This window comes from Bradyrhizobium sp. BR 1432 (assembly GCF_051547705.1).
Taxonomy (GTDB): domain Bacteria; phylum Pseudomonadota; class Alphaproteobacteria; order Rhizobiales; family Xanthobacteraceae; genus Bradyrhizobium; species Bradyrhizobium zhanjiangense.
Window position 1 is genome coordinate 62,554 of sequence record NZ_JBPUGF010000005.1, and the last position, 14,716, is coordinate 77,269.

At 57.8% G+C, this 14,716-nt stretch carries 21 protein-coding genes and 4 pseudogenes; 5 read left to right on the forward strand and 20 right to left on the reverse strand.

All coding sequences use genetic code 11. The annotated features are described in order from the left end of the window. The first annotated feature begins 94 nt into the window (after positions 1-94). The 3 genes and pseudogenes from ACSKB8_RS45095 (at position 95) to ACSKB8_RS45105 (ending at position 2,473) form a co-directional block, all read left to right on the forward strand. Positions 95-707, forward strand: a pseudogene (locus ACSKB8_RS45095) (nitroreductase family protein). Positions 708-1,051: 344 nt separating this feature from the next. Next, positions 1,052-1,195, forward strand: coding sequence for a hypothetical protein (locus tag ACSKB8_RS45100; protein WP_438111862.1), 144 nt, complete (start codon positions 1,052-1,054; stop codon positions 1,193-1,195). A gap of 568 nt (positions 1,196-1,763) precedes the next feature. Further along, positions 1,764-2,473 (forward strand): annotated as a pseudogene (locus tag ACSKB8_RS45105) (isocitrate lyase/phosphoenolpyruvate mutase family protein). Positions 2,474-2,616: 143 nt separating this feature from the next. Here the strand turns inward: ACSKB8_RS45105 and ACSKB8_RS45110 are convergent. From ACSKB8_RS45110 to ACSKB8_RS45200, 19 genes and pseudogenes are all read right to left on the reverse strand, one after another. Continuing rightward, positions 2,617-2,826: a hypothetical protein gene (locus tag ACSKB8_RS45110; protein ID WP_438111863.1), complete on the reverse strand. Its 210-nt coding sequence runs from the start codon at positions 2,824-2,826 to the stop codon at positions 2,617-2,619. Next, positions 2,823-3,728, reverse strand: a complete 906-nt coding sequence (locus tag ACSKB8_RS45115; protein WP_438111864.1) for a DMT family transporter — start codon at positions 3,726-3,728, stop codon at positions 2,823-2,825. Before ACSKB8_RS45115 ends, ACSKB8_RS45110 begins: the two co-directional genes overlap by 4 nt. A 260-nt stretch (positions 3,729-3,988) precedes the next feature. Continuing rightward, positions 3,989-4,567 carry a porin gene (locus ACSKB8_RS45120; RefSeq protein ID WP_438111865.1) on the reverse strand — a complete coding sequence of 193 codons (579 nt, stop codon included), beginning with the start codon at positions 4,565-4,567 and terminating at the stop codon, positions 3,989-3,991. 40 nt (positions 4,568-4,607) lie between these two features. Further along, positions 4,608-4,733 (reverse strand): annotated as a pseudogene (locus tag ACSKB8_RS45125) (hypothetical protein); the annotation flags it as partial. Beyond that, complete coding sequence (locus tag ACSKB8_RS45130) at positions 4,720-5,052, reverse strand: porin (RefSeq protein ID WP_438111888.1); 333 nt, start codon at positions 5,050-5,052, stop codon at positions 4,720-4,722. The gene ACSKB8_RS45130 and the pseudogene ACSKB8_RS45125, both read right to left, overlap by 14 nt. Before the next feature lie 276 nt (positions 5,053-5,328). Beyond that, positions 5,329-5,415: a porin gene (locus ACSKB8_RS45135; RefSeq protein WP_438111889.1), complete on the reverse strand. Its 87-nt coding sequence runs from the start codon at positions 5,413-5,415 to the stop codon at positions 5,329-5,331. 547 nt (positions 5,416-5,962) lie between these two features. Continuing rightward, positions 5,963-6,325 (reverse strand): helix-turn-helix domain-containing protein, encoded by a 363-nt coding sequence (locus tag ACSKB8_RS45140; protein WP_438111866.1) that lies wholly within the window; start codon positions 6,323-6,325, stop codon positions 5,963-5,965. Further along, positions 6,319-6,606 carry a hypothetical protein gene (locus tag ACSKB8_RS45145; RefSeq protein WP_438111867.1) on the reverse strand — a complete coding sequence of 96 codons (288 nt, stop codon included), beginning with the start codon at positions 6,604-6,606 and terminating at the stop codon, positions 6,319-6,321. Before ACSKB8_RS45145 ends, ACSKB8_RS45140 begins: the two co-directional genes overlap by 7 nt. A gap of 447 nt (positions 6,607-7,053) precedes the next feature. After that, a complete protein-coding gene (locus ACSKB8_RS45150) occupies positions 7,054-7,440 on the reverse strand; it encodes an alkaline phosphatase family protein (RefSeq protein WP_438111868.1) in 387 nt (128 codons plus the stop codon). Positions 7,441-7,547: 107 nt separating this feature from the next. Further along, positions 7,548-8,003, reverse strand: coding sequence for an alkaline phosphatase family protein (locus ACSKB8_RS45155; RefSeq protein ID WP_438111869.1), 456 nt, complete (start codon positions 8,001-8,003; stop codon positions 7,548-7,550). Between the two features lie 410 nt (positions 8,004-8,413). Further along, positions 8,414-9,316, reverse strand: a complete 903-nt coding sequence (locus ACSKB8_RS45160; RefSeq protein WP_438111870.1) for a sugar phosphate isomerase/epimerase family protein — start codon at positions 9,314-9,316, stop codon at positions 8,414-8,416. Positions 9,317-9,483: 167 nt separating this feature from the next. Continuing rightward, the gene (locus ACSKB8_RS45165; RefSeq protein WP_438111890.1) at positions 9,484-9,924 is read right to left on the reverse strand and encodes an ABC transporter permease subunit; all 441 of its coding nucleotides are present in this window, start codon (positions 9,922-9,924) and stop codon (positions 9,484-9,486) included. A 190-nt stretch (positions 9,925-10,114) separates the two neighbouring features. Continuing rightward, complete coding sequence (locus ACSKB8_RS45170; protein WP_438111871.1) at positions 10,115-11,101, reverse strand: ABC transporter ATP-binding protein; 987 nt, start codon at positions 11,099-11,101, stop codon at positions 10,115-10,117. A 40-nt stretch (positions 11,102-11,141) separates the two neighbouring features. Continuing rightward, on the reverse strand, positions 11,142-11,672 hold the full coding sequence (locus ACSKB8_RS45175) for an ATP-binding cassette domain-containing protein (RefSeq protein ID WP_438111872.1): 531 nt from the start codon (positions 11,670-11,672) through the stop codon (positions 11,142-11,144). Beyond that, positions 11,669-12,037, reverse strand: a complete 369-nt coding sequence (locus tag ACSKB8_RS45180) for an ABC transporter permease subunit (RefSeq protein WP_438111873.1) — start codon at positions 12,035-12,037, stop codon at positions 11,669-11,671. The genes ACSKB8_RS45175 and ACSKB8_RS45180 overlap by 4 nt, the downstream gene beginning before the upstream one ends. A gap of 133 nt (positions 12,038-12,170) precedes the next feature. Next, positions 12,171-12,659 (reverse strand): hypothetical protein, encoded by a 489-nt coding sequence (locus tag ACSKB8_RS45185; RefSeq protein WP_438111874.1) that lies wholly within the window; start codon positions 12,657-12,659, stop codon positions 12,171-12,173. A 6-nt stretch (positions 12,660-12,665) separates the two neighbouring features. Then, positions 12,666-12,884 (reverse strand): hypothetical protein, encoded by a 219-nt coding sequence (locus ACSKB8_RS45190; RefSeq protein WP_438111875.1) that lies wholly within the window; start codon positions 12,882-12,884, stop codon positions 12,666-12,668. Positions 12,885-12,930: 46 nt separating this feature from the next. Further along, positions 12,931-13,269 (reverse strand): hypothetical protein, encoded by a 339-nt coding sequence (locus ACSKB8_RS45195; protein ID WP_438111893.1) that lies wholly within the window; start codon positions 13,267-13,269, stop codon positions 12,931-12,933. Between the two features lie 25 nt (positions 13,270-13,294). Next, a pseudogene (locus ACSKB8_RS45200) lies at positions 13,295-13,645 on the reverse strand (ABC transporter substrate-binding protein); the annotation flags it as partial. On the opposite strand from ACSKB8_RS45200, the gene ACSKB8_RS45205 reads away from it, so the two are divergent. Then, a complete protein-coding gene (locus ACSKB8_RS45205; RefSeq protein WP_438111894.1) occupies positions 13,635-13,847 on the forward strand; it encodes a hypothetical protein in 213 nt (70 codons plus the stop codon). The pseudogene ACSKB8_RS45200 and the gene ACSKB8_RS45205 overlap by 11 nt on opposite strands. On the opposite strand, the gene ACSKB8_RS45210 is transcribed toward ACSKB8_RS45205, so the two are convergent. After that, complete coding sequence (locus ACSKB8_RS45210; protein WP_438111876.1) at positions 13,771-14,115, reverse strand: ABC transporter substrate-binding protein; 345 nt, start codon at positions 14,113-14,115, stop codon at positions 13,771-13,773. The two genes, ACSKB8_RS45205 and ACSKB8_RS45210, sit on opposite strands and share 77 nt — an antisense overlap. A 256-nt stretch (positions 14,116-14,371) precedes the next feature. Here ACSKB8_RS45210 and ACSKB8_RS45215 point away from each other — a divergent pair, with 256 nt between their 5' ends. Further along, positions 14,372-14,695, forward strand: a complete 324-nt coding sequence (locus tag ACSKB8_RS45215) for a GntR family transcriptional regulator (protein WP_438111891.1) — start codon at positions 14,372-14,374, stop codon at positions 14,693-14,695. Positions 14,696-14,716 lie beyond the last annotated feature (21 nt).

The following is a 14,716-nucleotide window of genomic DNA, read 5'->3' on the forward strand; positions in this document are numbered from 1 at the left end:
AGGACTGGACGGACTGTGATATCTGCTCTTGAGCGTGATCCCGCGATGCACATGCACCTCGGGGAATGAGAGAGACAATATTGTGACAGCCCGGATTCTGCAGCGTACGGACCGAGCCGCCGAGCACCCAGCAGAGCGCATATTCATCGATCGTTGGTCTCCCCGGGGATTTTCCGATGAGCAAATACCGGAGAGCGAATTGCGGACGTTTTTCGAGGCTGCCAGGTGGGCGCCCTCTGCCTACAACTCGCAGCCATGGCGTTTCCTCTATGCCCTGAGAGGCCAGCCGGCGTTTGACGCCTTTCTCGCTCCCCTGATCGATTTCAATCGAGGCTGGGCCCAACATGCGGCAGCACTGATCTACCTGATTTCGAAGAAGGAGTTCACGGCACCGGGCAAGACGGAGGCCCGAGTTCTCCCGAACCCATTCCTTCGACGCGGGCGCTGCATGGCCGAATTTCGCCAACCAGGCTGCGATTGGCGGTTGGGCTGCGCACGGCATGAGCGGCTTCGACGTCGACAAGGCGCACACGGACCTTGGCGTGCCCAATGGATTCAATGTCGAGATCGCGATCGCGGTCGGTCGCAAGGGCGATGGTGCGCACCTGGCTCCAACTCTCCTGCAGCGCGAGCAGCCGAGCCCGCGTACGCCTGTCGACGAGTTCGTCGAGCACGGCCTGTTCCCAAAACGCTTCGAGGCGGCGTGATGACGGGTTTGCACGGCTGAAGACGTTTGTGGTCGATGTCATCCTAGAACGCGTTTCTGCGACCGTAGTCGGAGAATATCTTGTCAGCCATCGCCTGCAACTTAGAAGGGGTGTTCGTCAGTGACGGCATCTCGATCGTGAAGATGCACAGGCTCACAACCAATTTAACGGATGATTATTTCAATATCCTGTCCGTCTAGATGAGTTTCGCCGATACTGATTCCGTCTTTCTTGGAGGAAAGCGCCGGAGAAAACCTTTCATCTTTTGCGAATTCAGCAGTGAGATTTATCCGCGATTTTGGGCAAACGAGTTCGTTCCTGACTCTGAAATTGGGAGATTGAAGATGAATACCGCGATGCAGACGATGCCGTTGCCCAAGATAATGGGTGGCATGACGAACCCGATGACGTGCGGCGGCATGATGCCCATGGACTTGTCGATGATGGGCATGCCGATGATGATGGGCTGCAGCGGCATGATGATGTGACTTCGCCTTATCGCCGGTTGCGAAATCGATTGGGCGATTTTCGTGCTTCGTCCAATGCGCGCACGCATGTACGAGTGATCGCATCGCAAAAAGAAGTCCGTGCAGGGCACGTGAATGTGTCCCTAGGCGGCACATTAGCAGGCGTGGCTGCCGCAGTGGACAACATTTGCACCAGTAGCCGCGAGGAACGTCTTGGCATAGCTGGTGCGCTCACCCGAGTCAGTTCCGACTTTCGGTGCTGGCGCGACGTCAATGTCCTGTCCTGATGCGTACTGCGACTCTGACTGTGAGTTACGCCCGAGGCGCGGGCGTGGCGCAGCCTATCAGATTCGGCAGGTTACAGAGCGATCGCTTTCTGATGTTATCTTTCGCGGGCCCTACCGCCGCTTCTGAAAAGATTTGCTGATGCCCCTTGCGCAACGACTCCGCAGCCGCCTGGCCGAAAGAGGCCTGCTGCGCATTATGGCAGCCCACAGCCCACTTTCAGCGATGCTCGTAGAGGAAGCCGGATCTCGACGGTCTTTGGGCCTCGGGTTTCGAATTGTCGGCACTTTACGGCCTGCCGGACGTGAGCCTGATCTCCATGACACAACATCTCGAGATGGTGCGAGCGATTGCCGGCCGTACGGCTCTTCCGATCGTCGCCGACATTGATACCGGCTACGGCAACGCGATCAATGTCATCCATGCCATCACCGAATACGAACGGGCCGGCGCCGACGCTGTCGTGATCGAGGATAAGAGCTTTCCGAAGGTGACGAGCCTCGTCGCCGACGGCCGCCAGGAATTGGTTCGGGTAGAGGAGTTCCAAGGCAAGCTCCGAGCTGCGATTGCCACGCATCCAATCCCGATTTTCTGATCGTCGCCCGTACCGAGGCGTTGATCGCCGGGCTCGGGGAGGAAGAAGCTCTCAGGCGAGCGCTCGCATACGAAGCAGCCGGCGCAGATATGATCCTCATCCACTCCAAGCAGAAGACCCCGGACGAGATCGTAAGTTTTGTGCGGGCATGGAATGGTAAGGCGCCAATTGTGATCGTGCCGACCGCCTATCCGGAAATGAATGAGGAGCGGATTAAGGCACTCGGCAGGATCGCCGTGGTCATCTACGGCAATCATGCAATCCGCGCGTCGGTCACGGCGATGAAGGACGTGTTCGCACAAATCCTTAAGGATCGCGGGATCCACAACGTCAACCGCGACATTGTCTCCGTCGAAGAAGTATTCCGTCTGCAGAGAATGGATCGGGTCAAGGCCAACGAGAAGCTTTTTCTCCCGTGACCTTGGCCCACTCGGCCACGCCGCGATCGCCGGTTGTGCTACTTCAAAATCCTTGAATTGGACCGCGATACGGTCGTCCGGCCGCCACCGGCCAGGCTGAACCGAGAGGAACGGCGCTTGGTCGGCGAGCACCGGAGCTATTTTCACAAGCTCCGGTCGGATGCCAGAATCTTTGAATCGACAGCGCCTTCGATCTGGTCGACGTTCATCGGTTCTCCCGAAAGCCCACTTCTGGAAAGGTAAACACTGGCTGGTCCCTTCTGCACGCAAGAGATCGGCGCTTTTAGCCTTAGCATCGCCACAGCTGGCGTGACCGCCACCCCGCCGAAAGGAAGACTCTGGAAATCGATCATTTGAAAGACATGGTATCCTTCTTTTTGATCAGCTTTAGTTTGCTTGCGAACGCACTGGTCCCAATAAGTATACCTATCACGCATACAAGATATCCGAGAGTCGCTTTCAATGTCGTCGGTTCTCCAAACATAACGTACGCCCAAGCCGCGGTAACTGACGGAGTAAGGTAGATCAGGCCTGCAACGTCAGTTGCCGCGTTTTCCTGAAGGCAGAACCAGTAAAGCCCGTAACCCGCAGCGGTTGAGACAATCACGAACCACAGGACCACCGTGACAAATTGCGCCGTCATGTGAGGAGCGAGCCCTCCGTCCGCAATGGCCAAGGGAAGCGTACAAAGTGCTGAGACTGCGCTTTGTACGGCCAACGCCGACAATATAGGCATAGAGTTCAAACTCAGCTTTGAAATAAGCGTCGCGGAAACAAGACATAGAGTGGCTGCTACCGCCAGTCCATACGCCCAAGGCGAAGCTTGCCCTGTTGCCCCTTCTGTAGCTAGTGCTACGCCTGCAAGAGCAATGATAGATCCGACCCACTGTCTGGAAGAGATCCGTTCACCCAGTACAGGCCCGGCGCAGATGGCGGTTGCAAGGGGCTGCAGCGCAGTAATTAATGCTGCCGTTCCAGCCGGCAGACCTGACGCGACAGCCTTAATGGCAAAAGTGACGGTACAGAACATTGCTAAGAAGCCAAGACAGGCTTGCTTCGCAACGTCGCGCAGGGTCCCACCTCGCATCAATGTCAGGCTTAACCATGGAGAGAACATAACTGCGGCTAGAGCGAACCTCCAGAACAGGACCAAGTAGAGCGACTCTCCCGGATTGATCATCCTTGCGCCGATGAAGCCTGAGCTCCACGCCAGTACAAGGCCAGATTTTGGAAGAAAGCTCTTGATACGTCTCATGCTTTGAAGTCTCACGGCAGTCGCACCGGTTGCCAGGTGATCTCTTAGTATCGGCCTTCTTGATGATAAGATCGGAGATCCTAGCGAAGAAGGGCCAGCGCATGGTTACGCGGGCGTGTATGGCCGCTGCGAAGCGATTTTACTGGGAGCAATGGATTTACGTTGAGAAGGCCTCCGGCGGGCATGCCGAAAGCCTTCTTGGAGGTTAGACGTTGATCTCTAGAGTCCTTGCTTTTCTCCTTTCGCTAGTTCGATGTGGTTTACCAATCGCGCTGAGCGCGCAGCAGCAGCACGAGGCTGTTCTGATCTTTAAGTTCGTAGGCAGCGCTTGGCTTAGCGATACCGGCCTGTAATGGCAGCGTCACAGTGCTTCCGCTCGCGTATTTCTGGTCGAGCATCATGTAAGCAAATTCCGCCGAGAAGGTGAGATTCTTGACCGGGTCCAGCGGTCGATCTGTACCAACAACTGCATAGTTGAAGTCGGGATTGCAGCCGGCACCACCGCTTGACAAAGCAAGAGTCGTGACGAACGCGCCGCAGATGTAGCCCTTGGCGGTGTTGTTGTATCGCACGGCCGCCCACGCACCGAAGACTGCCGTATTCCAACGAGTGTCCCAATTGTGGGTGTAGGCGCCGTTCAAGCCATAGGTGGTGATCAACTCCTGGCCGGAACCAGTTACGAACACGGGAGTCGGAAACACCAGCAAGGCCCAGACTCTTGTAAGCACCTGGAATACTGGTGCCACCGGTACATCGCGTAGGTGGTCGAATAGATCGCTCTCGAAGTTGTAGCGGCTCGCACCGTTCGTATAGACGCCTTGGGATGTCGAGAGTGTCACCTGGACCCGTCGGAATATTCTTGATCGACAATGCCAGCTGACCAGCCCAGCCCGGCTTGTCGCCCGGATGGCCGGTAACCTCAGTCGCGCCATAATAGGCAGCATGGTTGTCGTGAGCAGCCAACGATGCTTGGAAGAGTCCCCACGCCTGGTCAACACGAAGCATCGCGACGAGATCTGGAGCGCGCGTACCGCCGATGTCGTCGGCACCGTACGTACACGCCAGCGGCTAGCCCGGCCGCTGTCGCGCCGCTCACATTCCAAATGTTGGTTGTGTAATTGACGACTTGGTCCTGAGCCGAGAAGGAGGCGGTAATGCCTGCAGCCCGAAGATCCGCGGTGTAGGTGAGCTGGTTCACCCGCTCCCAGCCGCCTCCGCCTGGCAGTTCGATATTGTTCCCGGGATACGCGCTCCAAGGCGAACTGAACTGCGACTGCGTCTTGCCGGAACAGTGAACCCAGCAAACTGGATGAAGGCATTCCAGACGCCCAGCCCACCAGCGCCTATCGCAGAACTGAGTGACGAAGTGTACGCTGTCCCACCATTCGTTGCAGGTATTTACGGCTCCTCAATCATACCAGTTGTCCAGGTGAAGCCCCCATCGAAGAAGGTCAGCCATGTGAGCTCGGTCGCGGTGCGTGTATCAATAAGGGATCCTTCGCCCGACTGCGCGCGCTATAATCATGAGCTCAGGCGATTACGAGCGCCACCTACGCCGTTACTGGCCGCGTCAAAATGGTAGCTTGTACCCAGCGTTGTTTCAGCACGAAGATAACCTCCGAATCTGATGCACATGTAGTCCGGGAATGTAATAGAAGCCGGCTCCATACAACGAGCAAACCTTCACGTACTCGACCGGCTTGGCCTTCAAAGGAAGATCAGCTCCTGCGCTTGGACCACAGCGACCACCCAATACCAAACCAGCAAAACGCTCTTCATGAAGCTCATAACAGTCCTCCAATTGCTTCGCCCAAAGATGGTCGCGCGCGCATATCGACGCGAGCAACTACCTCGCCTCATCACTCTCGACTTAGGGGATTTCGTCGAACGCCACCTGACCGATTGAACCAGTGAGCGTCGCGGTGCGGACCATTCCGCTCCTCGCCTCATTACATTGCCAGATCGCGTTCGTTATCGGCGCACAAACTCCGTAGGAAACGGACCCCATCCATCACGCAACCTCGCTTGTGTGTCTCGTCGCCTCATAACTGTATGCTTCGTACTTAACGATCCGACGATCGTTTCATGCACGCGCCTTCGTGTTGAAAAGAAGCTAAAGCTGTTGGTCGAAGAGCTACACACGGGCGCCGCACACGCGCAGGCGAGTACGCGCCCCGCAGAGGCGCCATTGCTGCACTATTCGTCTATGACCGGGAGATAAGAGACAAACACGCCTAGAGCGACGTTGTTAGTCGGCGCTTCTTCCGCGAAAATGCGGATCCAGACGAAGCATACGCTTCTGCGACAAGCTTGTAGCAGGTGCATGCCCTTTGCTCGAGGCGCTCGCGTTCATCGATCTGCGACATGCCGCGCATCTTGCGAATAAGATGTTGGTCGGCGAATTGGTTTAAAGTCTCGGTTATTCCAGCCAAGGCGATCCCCAAGACAGATGAAAGATAATCATGAGTGATTGGAAGCGCATCCGTGTCGGCAGCCCAGCTCGCTAGGCACAACCAGCTCGCTAGCCGTTTGTCTCGCTTGTGCCACACGCCACGAACCCTGTCTAGCGGCGCATTGCAAATTGAGCACCTCAACATACCGAGAGATCGGTCTCAAGGAGCTCATGGCAATCGATCATGACCCGATGCAAATCCTTGACGCGCATCCTGCGGGCAGCTCCCGGGAAGAAGACGCGAACAAGCTGATACGTTGAAAGATGGCGTCCGGACACGACGGAAGCGCCGATCGCTCCGCGAAATCCTATGCAGCGCCGTTTTTCAAGGATATTTGCTCCAGTGATAATCCTTGGCCGCGAGACGAGGCCCGACTCTATGAAATAGACGTAATCAAAGTTCTTTTTTGGCTCTTGCAGAACCATCCGCTCTCTCAGAGCTCTCGGCTCCAAATATCCGCGTATAGCCGCGAGCTCCTGCAGAGGGAGTCTCGCCAGGATCGCGTTCTTGACAACGGAGCGCATCCTGGGCCGCACGAGGTGGCTGCCAAGCTGAGGAAGCGTCGATAGATTGCTCTGTTCTTGGGTCACATCGTCGAACTCGATTTAATACGAATCGATGGAGGCGCTTAGTCCGACAGGAGGGAGACCTCCGGAAAGTTGCTGGTAGGGATACCCAGCGAATGTGCAATGGTCGGCGCGAACTGGTTCGCGCTCGCGAACTCAATAGTTCTCGAGTCAACCCCAGGACCTGCCAGCACAAACATGCGATCATCGCCGGCTGTTCCCGGCCGAAATCCGTGTGTCGAGACGTAACGCGGTTTTCCGGTCGGCTGCGGCGGATTAACTCCGTCGGCCTTCTTCGCCCATTCCTCAAAGGCTTGACGAGGAGGGGCAACGAATGTCGCGATTGAGCTCCGGATGTCGCGAGGTATGTGGTCCTCGTTCCAGGGCTTCGCACCGTACCGGCTCGAGCAGGCGTACCGCCTTCTTCCGTTCCTCGTCACTTGCTACTGCCACATGGAGCGTCGCGCCCTCAGTCATCCAGATCATGTCGCCGAGAATGGCGTCGGGATGGATCGCCAACTCCACCGCGCCGTGCCCATGATCACTCGCGACCGCTATCGCGTATTCGCCAAGTCGACCTTTGCGTTCGAGTTCGTTCATCGGCTGCCGATCATCATATCGGCAAGTTCGAATCGACCAGATTGCGCTTTGGGAGTCGTAACCGTGAAAATGCTGCGCAGTATCGGGCGTCATTGATCTCGGTGAGCACAAGATCAGGCGGCATCTCAGATACCGCAAGCGCGGCGACTGCCTTTATCGTAAAGAGATCGCCGGCCAATCCTGAGAACAAGGCTGGGGTGTCATCTTCTGGCCCGACATAGACCTCCTGACCGACCACGCCGGCGCGCGTTACGCCTTCCTTTCGGATCGCGGATCGAACGAGCGCTCTGGATCGCGGCCTGAGACACACTCTTCATGAAGCGGTTGCCTTGGATGAAGCTCCGCATCCAACAAGCGGATACACAGATATCGGTGTCATTAGGATCGATCATGGCGTGTCCGACGCATGCGACATCCAGGCCTGCGGCCGTTGCGCGGCCGGCAATGGTTGGTACACGCAGATCGGAAGGGGCAGGCGCCACGAATATTCCTTCCTTGAAGATGTGATTGCCATAAATACCATGAATTTCCGCGCCCACCCCAGTCAGCATCGTCGAACGTCCAGGAACGGAGGTGGACGGTATGGTCGACCGCAGGCGGCGCACACGCAATCCCATACGCGCTAATTTGAGAAATGTTCGGAAATCGCGCTTCATGCTTCTCGAAAGTGTCGGCGCTCACGCCGTCCACCATTATCGAAATCACCTTTGTCCGTCTGGTCATCGTGTCCTGCTCTTATGAAACGTGTTGGGTCGGGTATATTGCGCGGCCAGCCGCCGCTGACGTTGTGGAAGCATCGGGCAATCAGCATCCATGAGGAGCCAGTTTTCGCGAGGGTTCATCGACGGCCCGGCGCGAGGCGCGGAGGTTCGATGGTCGTGCGGAGCATATCGAACCTACACCTTTGCCGCTGTCCGTTCATTGTCTTCAAGTCCTGAACGGTTCGGCCTATCGACCACCTACGTAACCATCACTAGCCACCTATCCTGAGCGCCCGCGATCATCACGAGGGTTACGCCTTGGGGGCGTTTGCTGTCGTCAAGCCGGCCCCCACAGCTTTGATTTCTCAGCCAGCGCAGGGAGTCATCAAGCGCCTGCATCTCGAGTTCAACGACCCTAGCCGGGTCGGACTGGGCCAATTCGGTGGCCTCGATCGTCCAACCAGCGGGAAGTTCCGAAGGATCTGCCCAAGCAAGAGGGCATTCTTCGGCGTTGCGTTGGTCGCGCATTGGGGCGCGATAAGACCACGTGTTTTCAAAGGAGATACGGCCGATGCCGAGAGCTCTACAAGCTTTTGCGTCAGCTCTGCGACGGGTGCTACGCCAGCACCGATCGGCACGCCAAGCAGCGTTCCCTCCCCGCTGCCGCGCAGCGGAGGCAACAGCACGCAATCCTTGAGATGCGCGGAGCACACCCAGGGCTGCATTGCTTCAAGAGCGTGACACGGATGCTCAAAAAAGAGTATCGAATTCACATAATCGAACAGTGCTCGGATCCAGGGGCTGTTGACCGAAGAGAGGATCTCCGCGACCTCGGCTCCGCACAAATCTTCGTGGTTCTCGAGGAGAACAGGAATGCCCACCCGCTCGGCGATCGGACTGACTTGGGATAAGCTCCTCTTGGCCTCACTCACGCGTTGGCGGCGGTCAGACGAACCTTTCGTGTAGGTCCTGAGGTGTCCGGCACCGACGTTAGCAGCCATGGCGAGGCAGTCGCTTAGATGCGCGACATCAGTCCCGCGCGTCTCGATGTCGATAAGTAGGCCGCGGTGCTCAAGATGACGTCGCACCTTTCGAAGATGATCGGGCTCGCGCCCAGAGAGTTCAATATACCCTGGAAAGTGAGCCGATACGTTGATGCCGTCGAAGCCTAGCTCGGCCGCGATATCGATCGACGAGAAGACGTCAAAACCTGGCTTGTAACGATAGTGATAGCGCAGGCCGTAAGAATGAAAGAACAGTTTTGTCATGCCGGTTTCTAAGCTTCAGGATGGGTTACGGGACACGGTGAGACGCTCCTCGCCCACGGTCCATAGGGCAAGCAGCGACGTAGTGAGAATGAATAGGCCAGGAAGAATGGGCGCAGGGGATACCAAAAATAAGACCCGCTGCGTCGAGTTTGATCAGAGTGCCCCAATCACTTGCCGGGGGCTGCGCACCAAGGCCCAATACGCTGAGCGCGCTCAGGAACATCAAGCAAGCACGCGTCGCGATTTACGAGCTCCATCGCAGCGTCACCCCGGATATTCGGCCAGACGTCACGAGAGATGATGTAGCCGATGCCCTCGCCGCGAATACGTGAGAACTCGACGAAGGGCTGGGCCATGACCTGAGCCACGGGCACACGTCGAGATCGGAACACGCGGCAAAATTCGACCACTGTGATCACAGCGATCAGACTTGCCGTACTCGATCCGAGGGCCGCGATCAGGACGAAGGCAACAATCAGCCCTGGAATTGCGATCAGCGCATCCATCGATCGCGCAAGGACCGTGCCGCCGAGGCCAGTTCTTAGTCCGGCGAGCACCGCGAGACCGAGGCCGAGACAAAAGGCGATGAGCGCCGCAGTTGTGGCAATCGAGCATCGGTCTCACGACCGGCCGTGAGCGTCTCGGTCAGGAGATCTCGCCCGAGGTGATCCGTTCCAAGAAGGTGTACCGCGGATGGTGTCTCGAACCGCTCGGCCCCATAAAGCTCTGCCGGTCTACCATCGATTAAAGAGGGCGCGATTAAGAGAACAAGCGAGAAGATCGCGAAAACGATGATCCTCATGGGTAACTCCGAGCAACAGAGTGCGCCTGCTCGAGAGCGGCGGGCCGGCTCGACATCGCGGCGGGAAGCGATCCCAAGTCGACGCTAATCCCCGAGGAGAGCACGTGTCCGGACCGCATTTCGATGACGTCGTCGGCAAGCCGCGCTACCATATCGGGCTGATGTGAAACAAAAAGCATGCTAACCGAACGCTCATCACGCAGCTTGCGCAACAGCTCCACAACGAAAGCGCTATTGGCTGGGTCGAGCGATGCTGTAACCTCGTCAAGGAGAAGAATACGTGGCCGTGCCGCTATGGCCAGGGCGATCCCAAGCCGTTGGCATTCGCCTCCCGAAAGCTCCGAGACACGCTTGAGCAGATAGTCGGCGGGAAGAGAAATCGAGTCGAGCACCTTTACCGCCTCGTTGGCGTTGTCGACACGGTCTGCCTGGCGCAATCTGCGGGCAATCAGATAACCGATCGAGAGTGCCGGATTGAGATGGAGCCGAACCGATTGAGGGACGTATTCGAACAGACGTTTCTCGGCAGTCGTGCGCGCCGAGTAGTGGAGAGGCAGACGGCATTCTCCGACCAAAACCTGCCCCGAGGAGTCACGATGCTGACCGAGAAGCGCACGGAGCACGGTCGTCTTGCCGGCGCCCGATGGGCCGACGAGACCGATGCAGCTGCCAGCACCAAGCCGGAACGACACATCGACGACAAGCGCGCGTCCACCTTCTGTGCGCACGCTCAATCGGTCGACAGCGAGCGGCACAGCACGTCCCGGCGGTGATTTCTGCGTGTTCAAAGACGAGACCATCGGAATGATCTCCTGCGTCGAGCGCTCTCTTGCTCTTGCTGTCGTTGTGGCGGGAAGCGGTCGCGTCAGATGCCGGGCTAGGTCAATTGTTCCATCTGACAAGTCTCCGAAAAATTCAAGCTCGTGAGTAACAACAATGCCTGCTGCGCCGATCTCCTGAAGACGGGCTTTGATAGCGGTCATGACGGTGCTCTTCAGCTCCGGTTGGAGCGAGCACGTTGGCTCATCCAGAATGACAAGTCGCGGTGCAGTGCAGAACAGGCTGGCAATCGAGAATACGCTGGATCTGGCCTCCGCTATATTGGTGGGGATAGCGGTTCTCGTCGAATCCTGGAATGTCGAGTCGCTCGAAGGCTTTGCGAAGCTGGCGTCTGCGCTCGATGCGTTGTGCACCTGTATCCCTGGGAAAGGTCGCGAGTTGATCGACCACGCCACGGGTCGGAACGAGGGCTGTAGCGGACGACTGCGGAACATAGAGGATGTCCCGCCCCCAAAGCATCTGCCGATCACGGGCCGCCATGTGGATGAGTGACTGCCCCAGAAAGGAGGCGTCGCCGCCGATTATACGAAGATTCGGACGTTGCCAGCCGATGAGCGCCAGGCACAGGCTTGTCTTGCCTACGCCGGACGGCCCGATGATGGAATAGAGGCGACCACCCACAAAAGCGGCATTGAGGGCCCAGATACGGTTCACGGCCCTGTCTGAAGTTGCAATCTCTACGGCGAGATCACGGATTTGCAGGACGTCGGTCACAGCGCAGACCTCGCCACGAAGCGGCCGCTTACGAAATCGGACAATGAATAGAGCAGCGTATACATGCTGGTGATCAGCATCGCGCAAAACTGCAGCACGGGAATATCACGCCACACGACCGAGGACACAGTGAGATCACCAAGCCCTGCAAACCCGAAAACGACTTCAATCACGAGCACGCCCGTGAGCAGATAAGCGGAATAAATCAGCGCAAGATTGAGGATTGACGGTGCAATCGCGGGCAGTGCGTAGCGTAGCGCGGCTTCGCACCGGCCAAAACCTTTAAGGCGAACGAGTTCGAAATAGTCCTTGCGCTCCTCTTCGGCGAGCAGCGCGAGCACCATCCGCCCGACATAGGCTACCATGCCCACACCAAACAAGCACTCGGCAGAATGAGCAGGCGGAGCTGGTCGAGGAAGAGGCTGCCCTGTGCAACGCGTGAAACCGCCGGCAAAAGCCTGAGCTCTACCGCGAACACATAGATGAAGATGTAGGCGATTAAAAATTCGGGCGTGCAGATACACGATTTGCGCCGAGAAGCTGAAATAAGCGCTGCGCGCGTCGGCCGGCCGTAAACACTCCGAGCCCCGCCGCGACCGCAACCGGAAACCACAGAAGCGTCATGGCGCCGAGAGCGAGGGTATTTTGAAGTCTAGGCGCGACCACTTCCCAGACGCCGGTACGCATCGTGAACGACCGGCCAATATCGCCGGTCAGGAAGGCAGAGAGCCAGAGGAGGTAGCGTTCAAGAATGTTGCGGTCGAGGCCGAGGTCAACGCGCATATGTTGAGCGAGCTCGGGCGTGTAGTCCTGGCCGAGCAGCTCCGTCACGAAATCCCCCGGAATGGCTGCGGTTGCGAGAAAGATCAGGGCGGATGCACCGATCAGAATGGCGAGACGCGTAAGCGCGCCGCGCCAAAATGGCCACGCGCTGGTAGGCCCTGAATGCGCGCGTTTAGGCACCTCGTGTGGTGTTGGCTCTCCCATGGCAGATCAACCGTTGCGATCGAGCCAAATCTCGGAGAAGGCCCCGCCTTTGAGCGCCCCGAGCGGTGACGGTGCAACGCCTTTGACGTAGTTTGCCTTGGCATCGAGCTGATTGAAGAAGAGCGGAATGGCTGCCCCGCCCTCCTTGTGGATTGCCTCTTGGATCCCCCAGTACAACATGCGCCGACGAGCAAAGTCAGTCGTGGCGACCGCTTCGTCCATCATGCGGTCGACCTCGGGTCGCTTCCACCGCGTCTCGTTCCATTTGGCGTCAGATCGATACGCGACGCGCGGCGTGCGCATCGGGTGTGTAGCGCGTGCTCCAACCACCCACCATAAAGGGCTCCTTGAGCCAGATATTGTCCCAATAGCCGGCAACGGGATCCCGCCGGGCCTGTACATTGATATCGGCTTTGCGCGCCGTGCCTGCGAAGACCTGCGCCAGATCGACGGCTACATTGGGCGTTACGGCGTCGGAGGCGTGCAAAACGAATTGACCGAGATCGGCACCCGCTTGGCGAAGCATCGTCCGCGCGCGATCGGGATCGTAAGATCTGACAGGCAATTCCGAATGATGAGAACGGACTAAAGGGAGGAATGGGATGATCATTGCCGATGCTCGCTTGCCCCGAGCAAAGCTTGTCGCGGAGAAGGGAACGGTCGAACAGATACTTTAGTGCCTCGCGCACCTCGATGCGATCGAACGGCGGCTTATCGACATGCATCGCGACCACGTTGTGCACACCGCTCGGCGATGACACAACCTCAAGGCCGGGCACGTCGGCCACGCGTTTGGCCAGTGCGAAGCTGATTGTCTGGACGGCGTCGACGTCGCCAGCGAGCAGAGCCGAAACGCGTGCGATTGCATCCTGGTTGCCTTGAAAGGAGACCTCGTCAAGGTATGGCTTGCCACTGTCCCAAAAATTGGGATTTCGGCGGTACGTGTTGACGCCAGCTGGATCGAGTCCACTGGCGATGAAGAGCACCCGCTCCGAGCGGCCTGTCAAAGCTGGAATACCCCTCGGGGAAGATATGGAAGCGATCCTGCGCGAGCAGCAACGGGAAGTCGGCGTCGAAACGCGCAAGCCTGAAGCGGACCGTCTGCGCATCCTCAGCAAGGATATCGCTCGACGTGATCAAGGAGCACGCGCAAAGGCGATTGCGCAGCTGGATCGCGCAATCGATTGACGCTGTAGATCACATCCTGGGCAGTGACAGATCTGCCGTTATGAAACTCGGCGCCCCGGCGCAGGCGAAAGATCCAGTCATTCACTTGGCCGTTGGCGGCTTCCCGACTTTCCGCAAGGGCCGCGACGGGTTGAAGATGCGAGTCGACGTTAACCAGGCGAGCTCCGACCAGCTCATAGGCGAAATCAGACGGCCCAGGACGCGACTTTCGTTGGGTCAAGCAATGACGAGGAAGCCGTCTCCTGCAGAACGACCCGCACGCGCCCACCCCGGCGCGGTCGGCCTTGCAGGGCTATGGACGGACTTGACGCCGTTGACAGGGCAGCGGCACCGATCAAACCAGTGAAACTGCGACGCGTCATAATTTGAGATGTCATGGCAAGCCCCCATCACGAATTCCAACACCCGGAAGAGCTGCCGCTTGGTTTTTGGCCAGCGGACTCGACCTTGACGGTGTTAACTCGTATATACGAGTTGAGATGACAACTTGATGACACAGAATGGATACAAAATGGATAAGGGCGATGGTCCTCTCGAGGTGGCCAAAACCGACTCCGGTGCTTTGGAGGCCCCGGTGGCGCTTCATCGCAGAAACGCTGAAGCAAGAAATCCTAAGCGGGCATTTCGACATCAACAGGCAACTCCCCTCAGACACCAAAGTCGCGGAACGCTTTTCCGTGAGCCGCATGACGGCTCGCAAGGCGCTGGCGAGCCTTCAGAGCAAGGGAGATGCATTCGCATGGAACACAGGGCGTGGCTCGTTCGTTGAGCTTCGACGCCATGGGATATCAGCTCGGTGGACGCCACACATTTTCGAAGAAGGTGCTGCGAGGAGGTTCACTGGGTAGTAAGTTAACCTTAGCAATACG

Bases quoted from the DNA above. Each gene is read 5' to 3' on its own strand.
- ACSKB8_RS45115 (WP_438111864.1), bottom strand. From the start codon at position 3,728: ATGAGACGTATCAAGAGCTTTCTTCCAAAATCTGGCCTTGTACTGGCG.
- ACSKB8_RS45155 (WP_438111869.1), bottom strand. From the start codon at position 8,003: ATGAAGCGCGATTTCCGAACATTTCTCAAATTAGCGCGTATGGGATTG.
- ACSKB8_RS45150 (WP_438111868.1), bottom strand. From the start codon at position 7,440: ATGACGCCCGATACTGCGCAGCATTTTCACGGTTACGACTCCCAAAGC.
- ACSKB8_RS45100 (WP_438111862.1), top strand. From the start codon at position 1,052: ATGAATACCGCGATGCAGACGATGCCGTTGCCCAAGATAATGGGTGGC.
- ACSKB8_RS45160 (WP_438111870.1), bottom strand. From the start codon at position 9,316: ATGACAAAACTGTTCTTTCATTCTTACGGCCTGCGCTATCACTATCGT.
- ACSKB8_RS45185 (WP_438111874.1), bottom strand. From the start codon at position 12,659: ATGGGAGAGCCAACACCACACGAGGTGCCTAAACGCGCGCATTCAGGG.
- ACSKB8_RS45110 (WP_438111863.1), bottom strand. From the start codon at position 2,826: ATGATCGATTTCCAGAGTCTTCCTTTCGGCGGGGTGGCGGTCACGCCA.
- ACSKB8_RS45140 (WP_438111866.1), bottom strand. From the start codon at position 6,325: ATGTTGAGGTGCTCAATTTGCAATGCGCCGCTAGACAGGGTTCGTGGC.
- ACSKB8_RS45195 (WP_438111893.1), bottom strand. From the start codon at position 13,269: ATGATCATCCCATTCCTCCCTTTAGTCCGTTCTCATCATTCGGAATTG.
- ACSKB8_RS45205 (WP_438111894.1), top strand. From the start codon at position 13,635: ATGAAGAGCACCCGCTCCGAGCGGCCTGTCAAAGCTGGAATACCCCTC.
- ACSKB8_RS45170 (WP_438111871.1), bottom strand. From the start codon at position 11,101: ATGACCGCTATCAAAGCCCGTCTTCAGGAGATCGGCGCAGCAGGCATT.
- ACSKB8_RS45145 (WP_438111867.1), bottom strand. From the start codon at position 6,606: ATGGTTCTGCAAGAGCCAAAAAAGAACTTTGATTACGTCTATTTCATA.
- ACSKB8_RS45215 (WP_438111891.1), top strand. From the start codon at position 14,372: ATGGTCCTCTCGAGGTGGCCAAAACCGACTCCGGTGCTTTGGAGGCCC.
- ACSKB8_RS45190 (WP_438111875.1), bottom strand. From the start codon at position 12,884: ATGATGGACGAAGCGGTCGCCACGACTGACTTTGCTCGTCGGCGCATG.
- ACSKB8_RS45180 (WP_438111873.1), bottom strand. From the start codon at position 12,037: ATGGTAGCCTATGTCGGGCGGATGGTGCTCGCGCTGCTCGCCGAAGAG.